This window comes from Arthrobacter sp. 92 (assembly GCF_050260325.1).
In the GTDB taxonomy this organism is placed as follows: Bacteria; Actinomycetota; Actinomycetes; order Actinomycetales; family Micrococcaceae; genus Arthrobacter.
In genome coordinates this window covers 2,779,010-2,796,663 of the sequence record NZ_CP189863.1, presented here as the reverse complement: position 1 = coordinate 2,796,663, position 17,654 = coordinate 2,779,010, and the positions used below count along the sequence as shown (strand labels likewise).

The 17,654-nt window shown below is 63.6% G+C and carries 15 protein-coding genes and 2 pseudogenes; 14 read left to right on the top strand and 3 right to left on the bottom strand.

Translation table 11 applies throughout. From position 1 onward, the window contains the following. Window positions 1–128 precede the first annotated feature (128 nt). The 3 genes from ACP4XC_RS12845 (at window position 129) to ACP4XC_RS12835 (ending at window position 1,479) form a co-directional block, all read left to right on the top strand. Complete coding sequence (locus tag ACP4XC_RS12845) at window positions 129–404, top strand: ArsR/SmtB family transcription factor (RefSeq protein WP_427170191.1); 276 nt, start codon at window positions 129–131, stop codon at window positions 402–404. A gap of 339 nt (window positions 405–743) precedes the next feature. Next, on the top strand, window positions 744–1,124 hold the full coding sequence (locus tag ACP4XC_RS12840; RefSeq protein WP_427170189.1) for a hypothetical protein: 381 nt from the start codon (window positions 744–746) through the stop codon (window positions 1,122–1,124). A 106-nt stretch (window positions 1,125–1,230) separates the two neighbouring features. Then, window positions 1,231–1,479 (top strand): hypothetical protein, encoded by a 249-nt coding sequence (locus ACP4XC_RS12835; RefSeq protein WP_427170187.1) that lies wholly within the window; start codon window positions 1,231–1,233, stop codon window positions 1,477–1,479. A gap of 17 nt (window positions 1,480–1,496) precedes the next feature. On the opposite strand, the gene ACP4XC_RS12830 is transcribed toward ACP4XC_RS12835, so the two are convergent. The 3 genes from ACP4XC_RS12830 to ACP4XC_RS12820 all read right to left on the bottom strand — a co-directional run bounded on the left by ACP4XC_RS12830 (window position 1,497) and on the right by ACP4XC_RS12820 (window position 4,050). Beyond that, entirely contained in the window at window positions 1,497–1,670 is a 174-nt protein-coding gene (locus ACP4XC_RS12830; RefSeq protein WP_427170185.1) for a YqaE/Pmp3 family membrane protein, read from the bottom strand. A gap of 611 nt (window positions 1,671–2,281) precedes the next feature. Beyond that, on the bottom strand, window positions 2,282–2,746 hold the full coding sequence (locus tag ACP4XC_RS12825) for a hypothetical protein (protein ID WP_427170183.1): 465 nt from the start codon (window positions 2,744–2,746) through the stop codon (window positions 2,282–2,284). A 656-nt stretch (window positions 2,747–3,402) separates the two neighbouring features. Further along, a complete protein-coding gene (locus ACP4XC_RS12820; protein ID WP_427170181.1) occupies window positions 3,403–4,050 on the bottom strand; it encodes a hypothetical protein in 648 nt (215 codons plus the stop codon). 612 nt (window positions 4,051–4,662) lie between these two features. On the opposite strand from ACP4XC_RS12820, the gene ACP4XC_RS12815 reads away from it, so the two are divergent. From ACP4XC_RS12815 to ACP4XC_RS12765, 11 genes and pseudogenes are all read left to right on the top strand, one after another. Then, window positions 4,663–4,761: a potassium-transporting ATPase subunit F gene (locus tag ACP4XC_RS12815; RefSeq protein ID WP_427170179.1), complete on the top strand. Its 99-nt coding sequence runs from the start codon at window positions 4,663–4,665 to the stop codon at window positions 4,759–4,761. A 7-nt stretch (window positions 4,762–4,768) separates the two neighbouring features. After that, window positions 4,769–6,436 carry a potassium-transporting ATPase subunit KdpA gene (kdpA, locus tag ACP4XC_RS12810; protein WP_427170177.1) on the top strand — a complete coding sequence of 556 codons (1,668 nt, stop codon included), beginning with the start codon at window positions 4,769–4,771 and terminating at the stop codon, window positions 6,434–6,436. Then, window positions 6,433–8,559, top strand: coding sequence for a potassium-transporting ATPase subunit KdpB (kdpB, locus tag ACP4XC_RS12805; protein ID WP_427170175.1), 2,127 nt, complete (start codon window positions 6,433–6,435; stop codon window positions 8,557–8,559). The genes kdpA and kdpB overlap by 4 nt, the downstream gene beginning before the upstream one ends. 7 nt (window positions 8,560–8,566) lie before the next feature. Further along, complete coding sequence (gene kdpC, locus ACP4XC_RS12800) at window positions 8,567–9,181, top strand: K(+)-transporting ATPase subunit C (protein WP_427170173.1); 615 nt, start codon at window positions 8,567–8,569, stop codon at window positions 9,179–9,181. Between the two features lie 31 nt (window positions 9,182–9,212). Beyond that, complete coding sequence (locus ACP4XC_RS12795; RefSeq protein WP_427170171.1) at window positions 9,213–11,888, top strand: DUF4118 domain-containing protein; 2,676 nt, start codon at window positions 9,213–9,215, stop codon at window positions 11,886–11,888. Further along, the gene (locus ACP4XC_RS12790; protein WP_427170169.1) at window positions 11,885–12,559 is read left to right on the top strand and encodes a response regulator; all 675 of its coding nucleotides are present in this window, start codon (window positions 11,885–11,887) and stop codon (window positions 12,557–12,559) included. The genes ACP4XC_RS12795 and ACP4XC_RS12790 overlap by 4 nt, the downstream gene beginning before the upstream one ends. Before the next feature lie 248 nt (window positions 12,560–12,807). Further along, on the top strand, window positions 12,808–13,275 hold the full coding sequence (locus ACP4XC_RS12785; protein WP_427170167.1) for a VOC family protein: 468 nt from the start codon (window positions 12,808–12,810) through the stop codon (window positions 13,273–13,275). A 332-nt stretch (window positions 13,276–13,607) separates the two neighbouring features. After that, a pseudogene (locus ACP4XC_RS12780) lies at window positions 13,608–14,436 on the top strand (transporter substrate-binding domain-containing protein). A gap of 36 nt (window positions 14,437–14,472) precedes the next feature. After that, the gene (locus ACP4XC_RS12775; RefSeq protein WP_427170165.1) at window positions 14,473–15,138 is read left to right on the top strand and encodes an amino acid ABC transporter permease; all 666 of its coding nucleotides are present in this window, start codon (window positions 14,473–14,475) and stop codon (window positions 15,136–15,138) included. After that, window positions 15,125–15,912, top strand: a pseudogene (locus tag ACP4XC_RS12770) (amino acid ABC transporter ATP-binding protein). Before ACP4XC_RS12775 ends, ACP4XC_RS12770 begins: the two are co-directional and overlap by 14 nt. 703 nt (window positions 15,913–16,615) lie before the next feature. Continuing rightward, complete coding sequence (locus ACP4XC_RS12765) at window positions 16,616–17,653, top strand: TRAP transporter substrate-binding protein (RefSeq protein WP_427170163.1); 1,038 nt, start codon at window positions 16,616–16,618, stop codon at window positions 17,651–17,653. Window position 17,654 lies beyond the last annotated feature (1 nt).

The following is a 17,654-nucleotide window of genomic DNA, read 5'->3' as shown; positions in this document are numbered from 1 at the left end:
GCGCCACCGATCGAACCCTGACTGTTATCGGGGGACTCCTAAGTCTGCGGTACGCCGTACACGGCAGTCATGCCCGGATCTGTGCTTCCCACCATGCAGGCAATGGCGACCCCACAATGGAGGATTCCTTGGACGACTATCCCGACTACGTATCCGAACGCATCCTGATCAGCCCCCGGAAAATCCGTATCCTGCAATTGCTAGCTGAAGAACCCGCCACGCCCTCCACGCTCGCAGCCGCCCTCCAAGTGGGGGCGGGCACGGCATCGAACCACCTGGCGGCGCTCCATGGATTCGGAACCGTCACCTTCATCGCGAGCGGGAGAAACCGAATTTATTCCATATCGTCTCAAGAATTTGTCGCCAGCCTTCTGAAGAAAATAGATGAAAATACTCATACGTGACGGGAGTCAACCCCCTTCCTTGGGAAAGGCCGCCTTCGAGCGAATTGGGCCCGCAGCCCTCTCACGCCAGATTCTGGCCCTCACCGCGGTCCTGGAAGCCTTGCCCTGGCCAAGAAAACCGCACCCCTCAGACCCCGTCAACACCGTCTGGAACCCACCTTCCCCGCCACTACGACACCGCCTAGCCGGAGGTTGTCACATGAGGCAACGAGTCACTCTTCGCGGAGGTATGGCAATGAGGCCACAGGCAGGCCGCAGGGCTCCGGACCGCCCTGGCCCCTTGTCTAGGGGCGCTGCACCTATGGTGGTCGGATTCCGTGCGGGGTGTAAGGTGACGCCGTGCTCGGTATGAAGCTGACGGTGCGGATTGGCTGGGTCTGCCTCGCGACCGTTAGCTTGGGCATCCTCGTGTTTGGGCTCGTGGTCGCGGTCGTTCCGATGGATGGGGATGCCGCCTTGTATCGTGCGGGCGGTCTCGCGTCGACCGGACTCGGCCTTTTCGGTGCGCTGATCGTACTGGTGCCGTATCGGCGCATCGAGCGGTGGGCGTGGTGCGCGCTCTGGTTCTACCCTGTTTTCTGGCTGGCCCACCTGCTCGGAAACCTCCCGCCGGGCACGGATCACATCCACCAGGTCGTCTTCATCGCCCTCTCGGTGATCGGGCTCGTGCTCCCTGTGCGCGTTTTCTTCCCGCCGCGTCGCAGCCCAGCAGGTCCCTGAGTTCGTTTCCTCGACCGGCGAGCCGCCAAGTGGGCTCGACTCTAACTGCAGAACTGGTCTCCATTCAAACAGCCATGATCGGAAGCTGGCGGACATGGCGCGCACCATGGCCCCCCAGTCAATCCTGGCACCGCACCATCTGGCGTTCGCCCTCACCCAGGACGGGTTGCTGCGGAATATACCCGGAGCCGTCCTGGCACTGGTCGCCATCCTGGGTCGTGGCATCGGAGGGATGCTGCGCAACAGCGTCGGCGGGATCATGCCGACGCTGATCCTGATCCTGCCCGTGGTCGCCGCGATCCTCTCCGGCCAGAACAAAGTCATCGCGGAGATGAACCGTTTCCTGCCCTCCTAGACGGGCGCCAACGGGTGCTACTTCTTCTCGGGACCTTTATTGATGACCAGGATGCCGTAAATGACTCCGGGCACATGCCCGAGCAGCTGCCAGAGAATCGCCCAGAGGACCTTTTTGTTTGGCCCTTGCTGGATCAGAATCGCGAGGAACGGCAGGAACAGGCACAGGATCATTAACAGGATTTTCTTCATGCACCCATCCTGCCCTACCGCAGGTGAGACCCGCGGGCCTGCGCGGACGCTTTTGGTCCTGAAGCACCTGCGTCGCCACTGCTCGTCAAAGGAACTGCTGTTCTCCCGGCAGGGAGGGTCCATCCAATAAGCTGACGCTGCCGCCGCAGGTCCAAAGTCAAGGAGCGAGGCTGTGATCGAATCAGCGGACTTCAACATCAAAGCGTGGGGCCATGTTGTGGACCTCGTCGTGGATCCAGCCCGCCCTGATGATCCGGTGAGGCCGGAGCCCTTGCGGTGGGCACGGCGGTGCCGGGCCCGGTGTTGCGGTGGAGCAACCGGAGGCGGCGAGGGCGATGCCGCCCAGGGTCACGGCGACGGGGTGGATCTTCTGGACAGGAAACTGCTTTCAGAAGGGAACAAAGACATAACCGACCGGCCCTTTGCAGATCCGCAGCCACCGCGGTCACGGATCAGCAACACCTCCTATTTGAGTGGAAATGATGATGGACGGGGCAACCCGCCGACCGGCCGTCAAGAGCCGCTGCCGCGGGTGGGGGGGGCACCACCTTCGCCCCCCACCCGGTGGTCCGTGGCGTGTTGTTGGCAAATTTTCAGGAGAGCGTGCTCACTTAGCTCTCTTCTGGTTGGGAAGGCGCCTTTGAAGATCCGGAGCCGGGTGTTTGTCGCTCATGTTGTGGCGGCTGGAGCCTGGGGAGGGCGTCGCGGACGAGCGTCAGGTAGGAGTCGCTGGTGTAGAGACCGTGCGTGTAAATATCCAGGGCCGGCAGCGCCAGGCGGAGGAGCATTTGCTGCTGTGATGCGGGCAGTCCGAGAGCGCGTTCGATGTGCGGGGCCATGGTCATCATGCCCAGCACGGTGGTGGTGATCAGGACGGCCAGTGCGCGCGGGTCATCGGAGGGGCGCATGGTGCCGTCCGTAATGCCGGCTCTGATGATTGTTTCGCTTTCATCCACGAGGACGTCGATGAACCGGGCTGCAGCGGGAGTGTTTTCTGCCACGACGCGTCCCAGGTAGCTCACCTGTGTCTGGTAGCCGCGGGGGTCAGCCTGATAGGACCGCATGACCACTCTCATGCCCTCCAGCGTGGCTTTTTCATGTGCCCACCCGACCAGGGCCTGGAGGACGTGGTCGTCGCATGTCCGGCGAAGTCCGTCTTCGTTACCGAACAGGGCAACGATGTCTTCCGGGGTGACTCCGGCAGAACTCGCGATCTCATCGAGACCGGGTTTACTGAACCCAAAAGCCGCGAAATGGGCGATGGCTGTGTGTCGAGCACTCTCGCTCTCGCATCGTCGTCCCGTTGGCCGCCGGACAAGGCAGGAGCGGGTGTCTGCTCCTCTGCCGTCAATGACGTTTGGATCAGCAACCGGATGATTCCACTCACGGGGACCACGTTCCCTTCGCCGCGTCGTGAACTTGACCTTTCCCTTGTCTTCAGTGAATCTGCTCTCCTCGTGCCGCGACAGAGAACAAAGCCCTATCCTGGGACCTAACGGCGCAGGTTTACGGCGGTCTGCGGACTCTGGTAGCGGAAGAACCCACACTTTGGGCCGGTCGGCCGGCCGTGGGTGCTAGCTACCTCCCCCAGAAGTTGCTTGACGGACCCGGAACGAGGCTTGGAACGGCGCAATGCCAGCAAGCGCGGGAGATTAGGAGGAGGCCGTCGTGGCTTCAGCGCCCACGGGACCGCTGGGTCTTCCGGCGATTCCCGCCGGAGCTGGCCGAAAGCTCAGGTGTCGGGGATGTCCTGCGGGAACTCTTCGCGATACATGAGGTAATGCCGGTCGGTCAGGGCCAGCGTCCTCCGGAGCATACGGTGAGGCCGGTAGAGGTGTTCGTAGGGGTCCTGGACGATCGTTTCTGGCAGGTTTGTTGCTTTGAGCAGCAGGTCGTTGACCGCATCCAGGGATTCAAGATGTAGCGTCCGGCCGGGCTGTCGCACCTTCCAGGTCCAGCCTTGGACGGCCCCCGTAGTTGTTTCTTGGAGCACTTCGAAGAGGGAAGTCAGAAATTCGGCATCCGAGTCCGGCATCACCCGTTCCAAGGGGTACCTTTTGGGATTCTCCTGCTGCGCGGTCTCCCACGCCGCCCGCAGCCAACCAAAATCCGCTTTTCCTGAGGATTGCCCCAGCTTGAGGTGTCCGTGTTCACCAGCGAGCAGCGGATAGCGGTTGCCAGCCCTGTCCATGATCGTTTCGGTCTGGCCTGCGTATTCGAAGCTGCGGACCACGGCCTCAGCTGAAGGTGCGTAGTCGAACAGTCCGCCGTCCACTGTAATGAAATCCCTATTTTCGGCCGCGGGTTCGACATCAATATCTTCGACGGGCATCCACGACACCGGCTGCACCCACAAGCGGACTCCCCGCCATATTCCCATCTGATCCTCCATCCGCTCCAGACTGGGGGGCCCGCGCCCCGGTAACCGGATCCACGTCTTCCCCGGGTTCCCGCGGAAGGCATTCCTAACCGGATAGCGCCCAAAGTCGAATCCTTCGACTGCTGTAATGCTCCGGCCGCCGTGAGTGTTCTCCCGCAGGCAAAGGTCACATTCCAGGTTCACGCGGTCTAGTTAGAACACCAGTATGACAACAAGTGACCCCCGGCGCTGCTTGCCCCTCGTTGGCCTAATGCTGAGCATTGGGGCTTCCCGAGTTGTGGCCGTTTCTGGTCTCACGTTTTCATTCCTGGGCCTGCCCTGACCGGCAGCCGTTTTAGTGGGCACTTCACCGCCGTGTGTCCGCATACGGTGTTAAGAGCGCGTGAAGATCCATGTCCCCGGCGTTAGGGAGTCATTAGGACTCTACTGTCCCGTCCCGTCCCGGTATTGACTGAGATGAACCCCGCCTCCGGGGTGCGGATGAGAGGAACCTGCAATGGCCGATATGGCGGTAATCGGAATCCTTATGGTGTCCATGGGGTTTGTGATGTGGGCCGGTCACCTCGTAGCCGGCTTGGTCGGCGTTGCCGATGACCGGCCGGAGCAAGAACAATGAGCGCCGATGCGCTCATGTGGGTGGTCCTGCTGATTGCGGGACTGTATCTCCTTGGCTACCTGCTCGTGGTCCTGATCCACCCGGAAAAGTGGTGACCAGGAGGTGACGTTCAATACTGCATCGTTCCTCATCCAGGTTGCCGCGCTGGTGGTGGTTCTCGCGGCCCTGCATAAGCCGGTCGGGGTTTACCTTGTCCGGGTCTTCGAGGGCACGACCTCAAGCCGCCCCGAGCGGCTGTTCTACAGGCTCGCCGGGATCGACGCCGGCACCGAGCAGACCTGGCCGGTGTACCTGCGTAGCGTTCTGGTGTTCTCGGCTGTCTCCATCCTCGCCGTGTTCGCCGTCGAGCGTTTGCAGGGTGTCCTGCCGGGAGCCGGTTCGCTGCCGGGGGTGGATCCGTGGGTGGCGATGAACACCGCTATTTCCTTTGTGACCAACACGAACTGGCAGACGTACGTTCCCGAGGCGACGGTGGGCATTCTCGTACAGATGAGCCTGCTGGCGGTGCAGAATTTTCTCTCGGCCGCGGTCGGAATTGTCGTCGTCGTCGCCCTCATCCGCGGCATCGTGCGGACCCGGACGCAGCGGCTGGGGAACTTCTGGGTGGACCTGACCCGGACGTCATTCCGGCTTCTGCTTCCGCTCGCGTTCCTCGCGGCCCTAGTGATGGTTCTCGGCGGGGTGGTGCAGAACTTCTGGCCCACTGACGTCGTGAACCAGGCGTCCGGGATCGGACAGAGCGTTCCGGGGGGACCGGTGGCGTCCCAGGAAGCGATCAAGGAACTCGGAACCAACGGGGGCGGCTATTTCAACGCGAACTCGGCCCACCCGTTCGAGAACCCGAATGTGTTCATCAGCCTCTTCGAGGTGTTCCTGCTCCTTCTCATCCCCTCCGCACTGCCCTACGCCTTCGGCCGGATGGTAGGCGATCAGAAGCAGGGACACACCGTGATCGCCGTCATGGGCACGCTCTGGCTGGCGTCGGTTTCCCTGATGGGCTGGGCCGTGGCTGCCGCCCAAGGCACCGCGACCGCGGCCGCCGGAGGCCTGGGGGAGGGGTTCGAACAGCGCTTCGGCCCGGTACCAAGCGCGATCTTCGCCGCTTCCACCACATTGACCTCCACCGGGGCCGTCAATGTCGCCCACGATTCACTGCCTCCCCTGGCCGGTGGCGTGGCGATGGTGAACATGATGCTCGGCGAGGTGGCCCCCGGCGGAACCGGTTCCGGTCTCTACGGCCTGTTGATCCTGTCCATCATTTCCGTCTTCATCGCCGGGCTCATGGTCGGCCGAACCCCGGAATACCTGGGGAAAAAGATCGGCCCAAGTGAAATGAAACTGACGGCCCTGTACATCCTGGTAACCCCGGCCCTGGTGTTGGCCCTCGCCGGGATCACCGTCCTGCTTCCCGAAGCCATGGCCAACGCGCCGGCCACCGGTCCGCACCAGTTCAGCGAAGTGCTGTACGCCTTCACCTCCGGGGCGAACAACAACGGCTCAGCCTTCGGCGGCATCACCACCTCGGGCCCGTACCTGTCCGTCATGATGGGCATCGCCATGCTGCTCGGGCGCTTCCTGCCGATCGCGCTGGTGCTGGCCCTGGCCGGCTCCCTCGCCCGTCAAGGGAAAACTCCCGCATCGGCAGGCACCGTCCCCACCCACGGATGGTTGTTCGGCTCCCTGCTCCTGGGCGTGACAGTCATCCTGACCGCCCTGAGCTACTTCCCGGCCCTTGCCCTGGGCCCCCTCGCAGAAGGACTCCTCAAATGACCCCGTCCCGGACGGACACCGCCGCCGCAACCTACGCCGACGGCAACCCCCTCGGCACCCCGGGGGAGCACAAGCACCACACCAAGGCCCCGGCAAAACTGACGCTCGCCTCCGTCGCCGCCGCATTGCCACTCGCCGTCCGGAAACTCGCCCCGCGGCAGATGATCCATTCCCCGGTCATGTTCACCGTGCTGGCAGGGGCTGCCCTGTGCACGGCGATTTCCCTGTACCGGCCGAACGTGTTCGGCATCGCGGTCACGGCGTGGCTGTGGCTCACCGTCCTGTTCGGCACGCTCTCCGAATCCATCGCCGAAGGCCGTGGCAAGGCCCAGGCCGAGAGCCTCCGGGCAAGCCGCAAAGGCGTGATGGCCCGGCTCCGGCTCCCCGACGGCACCACCAAAGAGATCCCGGGTACGGAGCTGAAGCTCAACGATGTTGTCATCTGCGAGGCCGGGGATGTGATCCCCTCCGACGGGGAAATCATCGAGGGTCTGGCCAGCGTTGACGAATCGACCATCACCGGCGAGTCAGCCCCGGTGATACGCGAATCCGGAGGTGACCGTTCCTCGGTCACCGGCGGCACGAGGGTCCTCTCCGACCGGATCGTCGTCCGCATCACCGCCGAGCCGGGCGAGACGTTCATCGACCGGATGATCAAGCTGGTCGAGGGCGCTGTCCGGCAAAAGACTCCCAACGAAATCGCCCTGCATGTGCTGCTGGTGTCCCTGACGATCGTGTTCCTTGCCGTCACCATGTCCCTGGCCCCCTTCGCCTCGCTCGCCGGTGCCACGCCGTCACCGATCGTCCTGGTGGCGCTGCTGGTGTGCCTGATCCCCACCACCATCGGGGCGCTGGTGCCGGCGATCGGCATCGCCGGCATGGACCGCCTCGTCCAGCACAACGTGCTGGCCACCTCCGGCCGTGCCGTGGAAACCGCCGGGGACATCACCACGCTGCTGCTCGACAAAACCGGCACGATCACCTACGGCAACCGCCGCGCCGTCAACTTCTTCCCCGCCAACAACATTCAGAGGATGCGATTCATCGAAACGGCCCGGGTCTGCAGCCTGGCTGACGAAACCCCCGAGGGACGCTCCATCGTGGACCTCGCCGCGGACAAAGGCGTGACAGGGCAGGATCTGGCCACCCTCGAACGCTCCTCCGGCGACTTTGCGGTGGTCCCGTTCAGCGCCAGCACCCGCATGAGCGGCCTGGACCTTGACGGGCTCCAGATCCGTAAAGGCGCAGCCTCCGCGGTGGCGGCATTCGTTGCCGAATACGGCGGCCATACCCCGGCCGAGGTCGAGCACCGGGTCAACGACATCTCAGCCCAGGGCGGCACGCCCCTGCTCGTCGCCCAGGTGGGCAAATACGGCCAAGCCGATGTCCTGGGAACCATCCATCTGGCCGACGTCGTCAAACCGGGCATGCACGCCCGCTTCGCCGAACTGCGGAAAATGGGCATCCGGACCGTGATGATCACCGGCGACAACCCCATCACCGCAAAGGCGATCGCCGCCGAGGCCGGCGTCGATGACTTCCTGGCCGAAGCCACCCCAGAAGACAAGCTCGCGGTGATCAAAAAAGAGCAGGCCGCCGGCCGGCTGGTGGCCATGACCGGGGATGGCACCAATGACGCCCCCGCCCTTGCCGCCGCGGACGTCGGCGTCGCCATGAACTCCGGCACCCCCGCCGCCAAGGACGCCGCGAACATGGTGGACCTCGACTCCGACCCCACCAAACTCATCAACATCGTCGGGATCGGCAAGCAACTGCTCATCACCCGCGGTGCGCTGACCACCTTCTCGGTCGCGAACGACGTCGCCAAGTACTTCGCCATCGTCCCTGCCCTGTTCACCACCGTCTTCCCCGGGCTGGGCCTGCTGAACATCATGGGCCTGGCCACGCCCGGATCGGCCATTCTCTCCGCGGTGATTTTCAACGCCCTGATCATCATCGCCCTGGTGCCGCTCGCGCTCCGCGGGGTCAAATACCGGGCCGTCTCGGCGAATCAGGCACTGGCGCGGAACCTGCTGATCTACGGGCTGGGCGGCCTGATCGCACCGTTCATCGGCATCAAGATCATCGACCTGATGATTTCCCTTATCCCCGGAATCGGCTAGGAACCCAATGAACACTCTCACCGGCTACCTCCGCCAGGGGCTGACCGCCCTGCGGTTCCTGTTCCTGGCCACCGTGGTCCTCGGCGTGGCCTACCCCCTGGCGGTCTTCGGGGCCGGGCAGCTGATCGCACCCTACCAGGCCAACGGCTCCATCATCAGGAACAGCGCCGGAGCCCCGGTCGCCTCCGCCCTGATCGTCCAGGCCTCCGCGGATAATGCCGGTGTCCAGGACCCGCGGTGGTTCCACGCCCGGCCTTCCGCCGTGAATTGGAACCCTGCGTCGTCCTCGGCGTCCAACCTGGGCCCCAACGATCCCAAACTGCTTGGCGCCGTCACCGCCAACAGGTCCGCCGTCGCCGCAGCCGAAGGCATCCCCGCCGCGGGCGTGCCCGCTGATGCCGTCACGGCCAGCGGCTCCGGGCTGGATCCGCACATCTCCCAGGAGTATGCACGGCTTCAGGTTCCCCGTGTGGCTGCGGCCCACGGGCTCAGCACCGCTGCCGTGGAGTCGATCGTTAAGCGGGATACCAGCGGAGGGATCGAAGCGTTTCTGGGCCAGCCCTCCGTCAACGTCACCCTGCTTAATCTGGACGTGGCCGCCGCACCCTCCAGGCAGAAATAGGCCGGCGTGCCCGAAGTGGAAGAATGACGGCATGGCACGTGGAACGCTGCGGATCTTCCTAGGGGCCGCCCCCGGGGTCGGCAAGACCTACGAAATGCTCGAAGAAGCCCATCGCCTGCTCAAGCGCGGCGAAGACGTCGTGGTCGCTTTCGCTCTGGACCACGGCCGGGGGGAGACCCGTGCGCTCATGGAAGGGCTCGAAATCATCCCGCCCCGGCGCCTGCCGTACCGGGGAACGGAGTTCGACGAGATGGACCTGGACGCCGTCCTGCGCCGGGCCCCGGCCACCGCTGTGGTCGATGAGTACGCCCACTCGAACGTCCCGGGGAGCCGGCATGCCAAACGCTGGGAAGACGTCGACGAACTTCTCGACGCCGGCATCAACGTCCTGTCGACGGTGAACATCCAGCACCTGGCATCCCTCGGCGATGTCGTCGCGTCCATCACGGATGTGCGCCAGGGCGAAACCGTGCCGGACGACGTCGTGCGAAGGGCCGACCAAATCGATCTGGTCGACATCTCTCCGGAGCTTCTGCGCCAGCGCCTTGGCGACGGGAAGATCTACGCCCGGGAGAAGATCGATGCGGCGCTTTCGAACTACTTCCGATTGGGCAACCTCACCGCGCTTCGTGAACTGGCCCTGCTGTGGCTCGCGGACCGTGTCGACGAAGGCCTGGCCAGGTACCGGGCCGAAAATGACATCCAGGCCACCTGGCCAGCGCGCGAACGCATCGTTATCGGGCTCACCGGCGGCCCTGAAGGAGAGATCCTGATTCGCCGCGGCGCCCGGATCCTGAACCGGGTCAACGGCGGGGACCTGCTGGCCGTCCACGTCCGCGCCGCTGACGGAGTCGCCAGCGAATCCCCCCAGGCGCTCGAAGCCCAGCGCCGTTTGATCCAGGACCTTGGCGGCAGCTACCACATCGTCGCTGGCGAAGACCCCGCCACCGCGCTGCTCGACTTCGCCCGCAGCGTCAATGCCACACAGATCGTCGTCGGCACCTCCAGGCACGGGAAACTCGCCTCAGTCCTCGGCGGCCTGCTCGGTGGAGGGATCGGCACCAGGGTGGTCCGCGAATCCGGAGACATCGACGTACACATGGTCTCCCACCCGCTGAGCGGGCGCGGCGCCGGACCGCGACGTCAACGTGACCTCGGCCGCGCCCGGGTCGCCGTCGGCTTCGTCCTGGCGGTGCTGCTCCCGATACTGCTCCAAGTCCTGCTCGCCCTGAACCCGGAGCCGAACGTGGCCTCCGCCGTGCTCATCCAGCTCACCGGAGCGGTCACGGTAGCCCTCATCGGGGGTTTCTGGCCTGCCATCCTCGCCGCCCTCTGGAGCAGCCTGCTGGTCAACTACTTCTACACCGCTCCTGTGGGAACCTTGACCATCCAGGACCCCCAGAACGTCCTCGCCCTCCTGGTCTTCGTTGGCGTCTCCGCGGCCGTCGCCATCGTGGTGGACCTCTCGGCCCGCCGCTCCAAGGAGGCCGCCCGGGCACGTGCCGAGGCCACAACCCTCGCGGACCTCACCCGTGGCACGGCGACCTCCGAGGACACCGTGACAGACCTGCTGCAGCAGGCGTTGGACGTCTTCAATATGCGCGGCGCGGCCCTGTACGACGTTACCGACACCGGGACCCGGCACCCGGAAAAGAACGGGACGATCATCGCTTCCGCGGGCGAGCTACCTCTCCCGGCTGCCAAAGACACAGCCGCCTCAGCCGTTCAGGAGGTCCGGACCGAAAATTCCCAACAGATCGATCCGTCCACGACGCTGGTGCTCTACGGCCGCCCGCTGCCAGCCAGCCAGCGACGGCTGCTTGCGGTGTTCGGCGTGCATCTCGCCGCGCAGCTTGAGCGCCGGCAGCTGGCCGCCAGCCGCCGGGAGGTCCTCCGCCTGGCCGAGAGCAACACTATGCGCACCTCGATCCTGCGCGCGGTCTCCCACGACCTCCGGACGCCGCTTGCTGGAATCAAACTCGCGGTTGGCGGCCTCCTGCAAAAAAGCGTTCGCTATACCCAGGAACAGGAACAGGAACTGCTCCAGACGATTGACGAATGCTCCGATCGGCTGGACCTGCTCGTAGGGAACCTGCTCGATATGTCCCGCATCGCCTCTGACGCAGTCAAGCCCCTTCTGCGTCCGGTGCGCTGGACCGACGTGATCCCCGCAGCCCTGCACGGCACCCCTGCAGGCCGCGTCCGCGTCGACCTGCCCCCGAACATGCCCGAAATCGACGCCGACCCCGGCATGCTCGAACGAGTCATCGCGAACATCGTCGAAAACGCCGTCAAGTACGCGCCCGGCTCCGACATCGTCGTCGTCGGCGCTGCCGGCGGTCTGAGCAACGAAACCCTGGCGGGCCATCCGGCCGGGGAACTCCGCATCATCGATCACGGCCGGGGAGTGCCGGCAGAAAGCGTCCTGGAAATGTTCCGCCCCTTCCAACGGCTCGACGACATCCCTCAAACCACCGGTGTCGGCCTCGGCCTGGCCGTAGCCAAAGGATTCACAGAAGCCATGGGAGGCACCCTCACAGCAGAACAAACACCAGGCGGCGGGCTCACCATGGTCATCCGGCTCAGGCTCTCCACCGGCGCAACCAGGGATGACTGGCCCGGGCAGGCACCCGTGGTGCCCCAGTCCTTCCTCACCGAACGGAAGCGCCCGTTGCCTCTGCACCCGTCGCGGTCAGAGACGCCATGACCGCCGTCCTCGTCGTCGACGACGACCCGCACCTGCTCAAGGTCCTGAAAATCACGCTCGAGGCCAACGGCTACACGGTGACAGCCGCCTCCGACGGCGAAACCGCCCTCCTGGCCGCGACCCGGCACCCGCTGGCCTTGATCATCCTGGACCTGGGCCTGCCGGACATCGACGGCACAACCGTCATCAAACGGCTAAGGAGCTGGAACCCTGTCCCCATCCTCGTGCTCTCAGCGCGCCACACCTCCGATGACAAGGTCGAGGCACTCGACGCCGGCGCCGACGACTACATCACCAAACCCTTCGGCCCGGACGAACTCCTCGCCCGCATCCGCGCGCTGCTACGGAGGACCACCGACCACAAAGCCGCACCCGTCGTCATCACTGACGCGTTCACTGTAGACCTGGCCAAACACCGCGTCACCCGCGACGGGAACGACGTCCGCCTGACCCCTATCGAATGGAACATCCTCGAACTCCTGGTCAGGAACCCGGAAAAACTCATCACCCAACAGCAAATGCTCACCGAAGTCTGGGGACCCGCCTACTTAAAGGAAGCCAACTACCTGCGCGTCTACATGGCCCAACTCCGGCGAAAACTGGAGCCCGACACCGCCAACCCCCGCCACCTTCTCACCGAAGCCGGCATCGGCTACAGATTCCAGCCCTGACGCTGGAACATGTAGCGGGGACAAGGACCGGATCGATGCCGTCCTCGGTCAGAGGTGTCACAGAGAGCTATGCCGGAGGGAGGGAGGGGCGGATCCAGGGAGATCGTCGCGGCACTCGAGCAGCGAACAGATGAAATTCCTCACTGCCTCGGCAGACACATGTGAGGAGCCTCAACGTTGACACTGTCGCCATCTGATGGTCGAGACCTATCGTTGGAGCACCACTACGTCGATCAAAGGATTCTGCCGTGGACAGCGATATTCCCCTTCTCGATGGCGTGCATCATCTCAAACTCCCTGTACGTGACCTGGACGCCAGCAGCCAATGGTTCCAGAGCCGACTCGGATATTTCGTAGCCATGGAGTTCCGCGAAGACGGCAAAGTAGTGGGCGTCGCGCTGAATCATCCGCAAGGCGGACCCAGGCTGGCCTTGAGGTTGGACGTGGACAAGGCATCGGCCTCGGCGGGCTTTGATTTCTTTTCCATTGGCGTTCCAACCAAGTCCGCGCTCGATGAACTTTCAAATCGTCTGACACGGCTGGGGGAGTTACATCACGGCGTCCAGGTCGCTTCCCTGGGATGGATTCTGCCCGGATTAGTCGACCCGGACGGCCACGAGGTCCGTTTCTACACTACGGAATCACACAAGAAAGCGCCCGAAGGTCAGGTATACGTCGTGGAGAATAGTTCCACGGGGAGGCAGGCAGCGACCTAGCGGACTGGCGCGGCGGCACGGTGGTGAATTGGGCACGGTCCTCTGGAAGGGACACCCGTCGCGGAGTGGGGCCGCCGAACAGGATCCGGATTACCTGACCGTCACCGGTCGGATCACCGATGTGCCGCGACCAAGGTCTTCCCCTCTGGCCCGCGACCCTGACTTCCTGGCAATCACTGAAACGAGTATTCGTCAAGACCGCCTCGTGGCAAGGCGTCACACTCTGTCACGCGTGGTCTGCAACCAGGGGACGGTATTGCTATCGTCGGAAGGACAATGCCGCCACGCGGCCGGGCTGGCAAGCCCTTGCCGCTCCTCGACGAAGGACCATCATGAAGCGCACACGACTTTCCGTAATCGGCCTCATCCTGATTGCAGGACTAGCTCTGGCCGGATGCGGGTCGGCGTCCACGGGTCCTTCCAGCTCCGCACCGGCAGGCGGCGCGGACACGTCTATGAGCGATGTATGATGTATAGAGCGCAGGGGTGCTCAAGGTCGGCACGGAGGGCACCTACAAACCCTTCTCGTTCCACGCCAATGGCAGCGGCGAACTGACGGGGTACGACGTGGAGATCATCACGGCCGTCGCCAGCAAACTAGGCGTCAAGCCGGAGTTCCAGGAAACCCAGTTCGACGCCATCTTTGCCGGACTCGAAGCCAAGAGGTTCGACGTCGTCGCCAACCAGGTTTCGATCACGGACGAACGCAAGGCGAAGTACGATTTCTCCACCCCATACACCGTGAGCACGGGCGTAATTGTCACCAAGTCCGACAACAACAGCATCAATTCTTTCGACAGCCTCAAGGGCAAGACCACGGCGCAGTCGCTGACGAGCAACTGGTACAAGCTGGCGCAGCAGAGTGGCGCCAACGTGCAGGCCGTTGAAGGCTGGGCGCAGGCGATCACGCTGCTCAAGCAGGGACGCGTCGATGCGACCATCAACGACAAGCTCACGTATCTGGACCAGCAAAAGACCTCGCATGATGACAGCATCAAGATTGCCGCCGAGACCACGGACAAGTCGCTGAGTGCCTTCGCCTTCCGGAAGGACTCAACCACCCTGACCGACGCTGTCAATAAGGCTTTGACCGAGCTGCAGACCGATGGCACCCTGACAAAGATTTCGCAGAAGTACTTCGACGCCGACGTCACAAAGTAGCGGGATGGAAACCGTCGAAGAACGCTGCGCCAGGCCATGACGATCAACTGGGATCTCGTCTGGGGTTCCTTGGGACCCATCCTGACGGGCGCGATTACTGGCACGATTCCCGTGGCGCTGGCATCGTTCGGCCTTGGCCTGCTGCTCGCCCTGCTGGTGGCCCTGATGCGGCTGAGCCGCAATCCAGTCCTTTCCGCGATCGCACGGATCTACATTTCCGTCATCCGCGGCACGCCTCTCCTGGTCCAGTTGTTTGTCATCTTCTATGGGCTGCCGTCGATTGGCATCACCATCAGTCCCTGGCGGAGCGCGATCATCGCTTTCTCACTGAACGTGGGCGGCTACGCAGCAGAGGTGATCCGGGCGGCCATTTTGTCCGTTCCCAAGGGCCAGTGGGAAGCCGGACACACGATCGGCATGTCGCGCCGCCAGTCGCTGGTGCGGATCATCCTGCCGCAGGCCGCCCGGGTCTCGGTCCCGCCCTTGTCCAACACCTTCATCAGCCTGGTCAAGGACACATCGTTGGCTTCACTGATCCTCGTTACCGAACTGTTCCGCCAGGCACAGCAGGTGGCGGCCTTCAGCCAGGAATTCATGCTGCTGTATCTGGAAGCAGCCGTTATCTACTGGATAATCTGCCTGGTCCTCGCCAGCGGACAGTCCGTCCTTGAGAAGAGATTGGACCGCTATGTCGCCCACTGAATCCAATCTCCCGGACGCCTCCGCCCTACTGACTGTGTGTGGACTCCGCAAGTCTTTTGGCCGGCATGAAGTGCTCAAATCCATCGACATGGACGTCCGCCGGGGCGAAGTGGTCACCCTGATCGGGCCGTCCGGTTCGGGCAAGACAACTGTCCTGCGGTGCCTCAACGGCCTCGAGGTTCCCGACGCCCCGGCATCGTCGAGTTCGACGGCGACCTCACGGTCAATTTTTCCTCGCCGGTGCCGAAGAAGCAGCTGGCCGCCATGAGGGACCGCAGCGCCATGGTGTTCCAGCATTACAACCTCTTTCCGCACAAGACCGCCCTGGAAAACGTCATCGAAGGCCCGGTCCAAGTCCAGAAGCGCTCCAAGGCTGAAGCCGTTGAAGAGGCCAGGGGACTGCTGGCCCGCGTCGGGCTGGCGGACAAGGAGGACAGCTATCCCTTCGAGCTCTCCGGCGGCCAGCAGCAGCGTGTCGGCATCGTGCGTGCCCTGGCCTTGCGCCCGCAGCTCCTCCTCTTTGACGAGCCGACGTCGGCGTTGGACCCGGAGCTGGTGGGCGACGTCCTCACAGTCATCAAGGAGTTGGCGGACGAGGGCTGGACGATGGTGGTGGTCACCCACGAGCTCGCGTTTGCCCGCGAGGTCGCTGATGAGGTGATCTTCATGGCCGACGGGGTTGTGGTCGAACGCGGGCACCCGGACACCGTGCTGCGCGACCCCCGGGAAGAACGCACCCGGCAGTTCGTGGACCGGTTGCTGAATCCGTTTTAAAGCCGGTCTCTTCCTGGCCAGCCACCCCTTTGGAAGTGCTTCTCGATGATCGCCCGGATGTCGTCGTCGTACGAGCAGCCGGGTCCAGGCCCGGGGGGCGGTGTGGGCCTCGGCCACCGTCCCAGTCTGCTTCATCGACCCGATCGCACGCACGGTCATCCCGATGCCACGCTCAGGGCCAAAGTGCTCGTCACAGCCGACAACATGCCCTCCATCGATTTCAAGGCGCTCGGAAGGCCTCGGCGTGCTTGGCCGGCGCACCCGGGGATGTGCGTCGATGATGTCACCAACGCCCGGATAATCGCCTCGATCCGGGAGGCCGCCAGGAGCCTCCGGCTCTCCGAAAGGGGTCGCCGGGCAGCGGGTCAACGCCGTCGCCTGAACGCATCCACTGACTTCTCTACGCATGCTCGTTGATGGACGAAACCTGACCTTACAGTCCTGGAGTCAGCACGCATTGTGGGCAGTCTTGCGCGCACGTAACCGGTTAGCTAATATGGGCTGAGTCACATGGCCTGCTCCTGCGCCAAGCTGAGAACCGCGTCACTAAAGCGCAAATTTCGACCGCAATGCAGGCAAAACGAGGGCTTTTCCTTCCGAATTTAGCGGAGGAACAAAGTCTGGGTCGTACGTAACCGGTTACGTCAGTTCCGGAAGTCGTCAGCTGGAGATGTCAACCAATCAGGACCAAAGGAGATCTGCGATGGGTGAATTCGTAACGTCGAGGCGTTCGGTGCTTAAGTTCGGGACCGGGGTGTTGCTGAGCGCGGCAACGGTGCCGCTGCTGGCGGGATGTGGGGGCGCTGCCGCCTCGTCCAAGGGGCAGTTGAAACTCAAGATGTCCTCGTCGATGTCCGGACAGCCCGGCAACGCTCACAGCACCTGGTTCAACAAGTTCCAGAGCGTTCTCAAGGACAAGGTCGGCGATGCGGTCACAGTGGACTACTTTCCGGACAGCCAGCTGGGGGACGAGGCCAAGATGGTGCAGCAGCTGAAACTTGGGGCAGCGGACATGATGATCTCGGGCTCGTCGATCTGGTCCCAGGTCGCTCCCGAGTTCGGTGTTCTGGATATGGGTTACATCTTCAACAGCTGGGACGGTGTCGGGAAGGCGTTGGATTCCGGTGCCGGGGACCAGCTTTCGGGGATTCTCAAGTCCAAAGGCGGTGCGCAAATCATCGGCTGGGCATACAACTTCGGTGCCCGGAACATGCTGACCAAGAATGCGGTCGCCCGACCCGGTGATCTGCACGGGATGAAGATCCGCACCCTGCAGGCACCGCAGGTGATCGCCACCGTCAATCTGATGGGTGCAGTCGCGACGCCTCTGCCCACGACGGAGGTCTATACCTCCCTGCAGACTGGCCTGATCGACGGGCCCGAACACGATGCGCCCACTATCCTGCAGAACAAGTGGTACGAGACGGCGAAGCACCTCGCGCTGACCGAGCATATTTTTAATCCCCTCACGGTGGTCATTGCGGCCACGACACTGGCCAAGATCCCGGCGGAGCACCGGGACGCTTTTATGAGTGCGGCCAAAGAGGCCACCACCTTCCAGCGGACCCAAGCGGTGGACGCTGAGAAGAAGGCCATGGCCGACCTCCAAGCCAAGGGCGTCACCGTAGCCAAGGTCGACAAGACCGAATTCAAGAGCCTCGTCAGTCCGCTATGGGAGAAGTTCACGGGCGAACATGCGGCCGCGAAGCCGATTCTCGATGAGATCCTGAAACAGGGATAAC

Excerpts from the sequence above, each read along its gene's own strand:
- ACP4XC_RS12835 (WP_427170187.1), top strand. The coding sequence starts at position 1,231 with ATGGCCCCCCAGTCAATCCTGGCACCGCACCATCTGGCGTTCGCCCTC.
- ACP4XC_RS12830 (WP_427170185.1), bottom strand. The coding sequence starts at position 1,670 with ATGAAGAAAATCCTGTTAATGATCCTGTGCCTGTTCCTGCCGTTCCTC.
- ACP4XC_RS12825 (WP_427170183.1), bottom strand. The coding sequence starts at position 2,746 with ATGAGAGTGGTCATGCGGTCCTATCAGGCTGACCCCCGCGGCTACCAG.
- ACP4XC_RS12820 (WP_427170181.1), bottom strand. The coding sequence starts at position 4,050 with ATGGGAATATGGCGGGGAGTCCGCTTGTGGGTGCAGCCGGTGTCGTGG.
- ACP4XC_RS12815 (WP_427170179.1), top strand. The coding sequence starts at position 4,663 with ATGAGCGCCGATGCGCTCATGTGGGTGGTCCTGCTGATTGCGGGACTG.
- kdpB (WP_427170175.1), top strand. The coding sequence starts at position 6,433 with ATGACCCCGTCCCGGACGGACACCGCCGCCGCAACCTACGCCGACGGC.
- kdpC (WP_427170173.1), top strand. The coding sequence starts at position 8,567 with ATGAACACTCTCACCGGCTACCTCCGCCAGGGGCTGACCGCCCTGCGG.
- ACP4XC_RS12795 (WP_427170171.1), top strand. The coding sequence starts at position 9,213 with ATGGCACGTGGAACGCTGCGGATCTTCCTAGGGGCCGCCCCCGGGGTC.
- ACP4XC_RS12790 (WP_427170169.1), top strand. The coding sequence starts at position 11,885 with ATGACCGCCGTCCTCGTCGTCGACGACGACCCGCACCTGCTCAAGGTC.
- ACP4XC_RS12775 (WP_427170165.1), top strand. The coding sequence starts at position 14,473 with ATGACGATCAACTGGGATCTCGTCTGGGGTTCCTTGGGACCCATCCTG.
- ACP4XC_RS12765 (WP_427170163.1), top strand. The coding sequence starts at position 16,616 with ATGGGTGAATTCGTAACGTCGAGGCGTTCGGTGCTTAAGTTCGGGACC.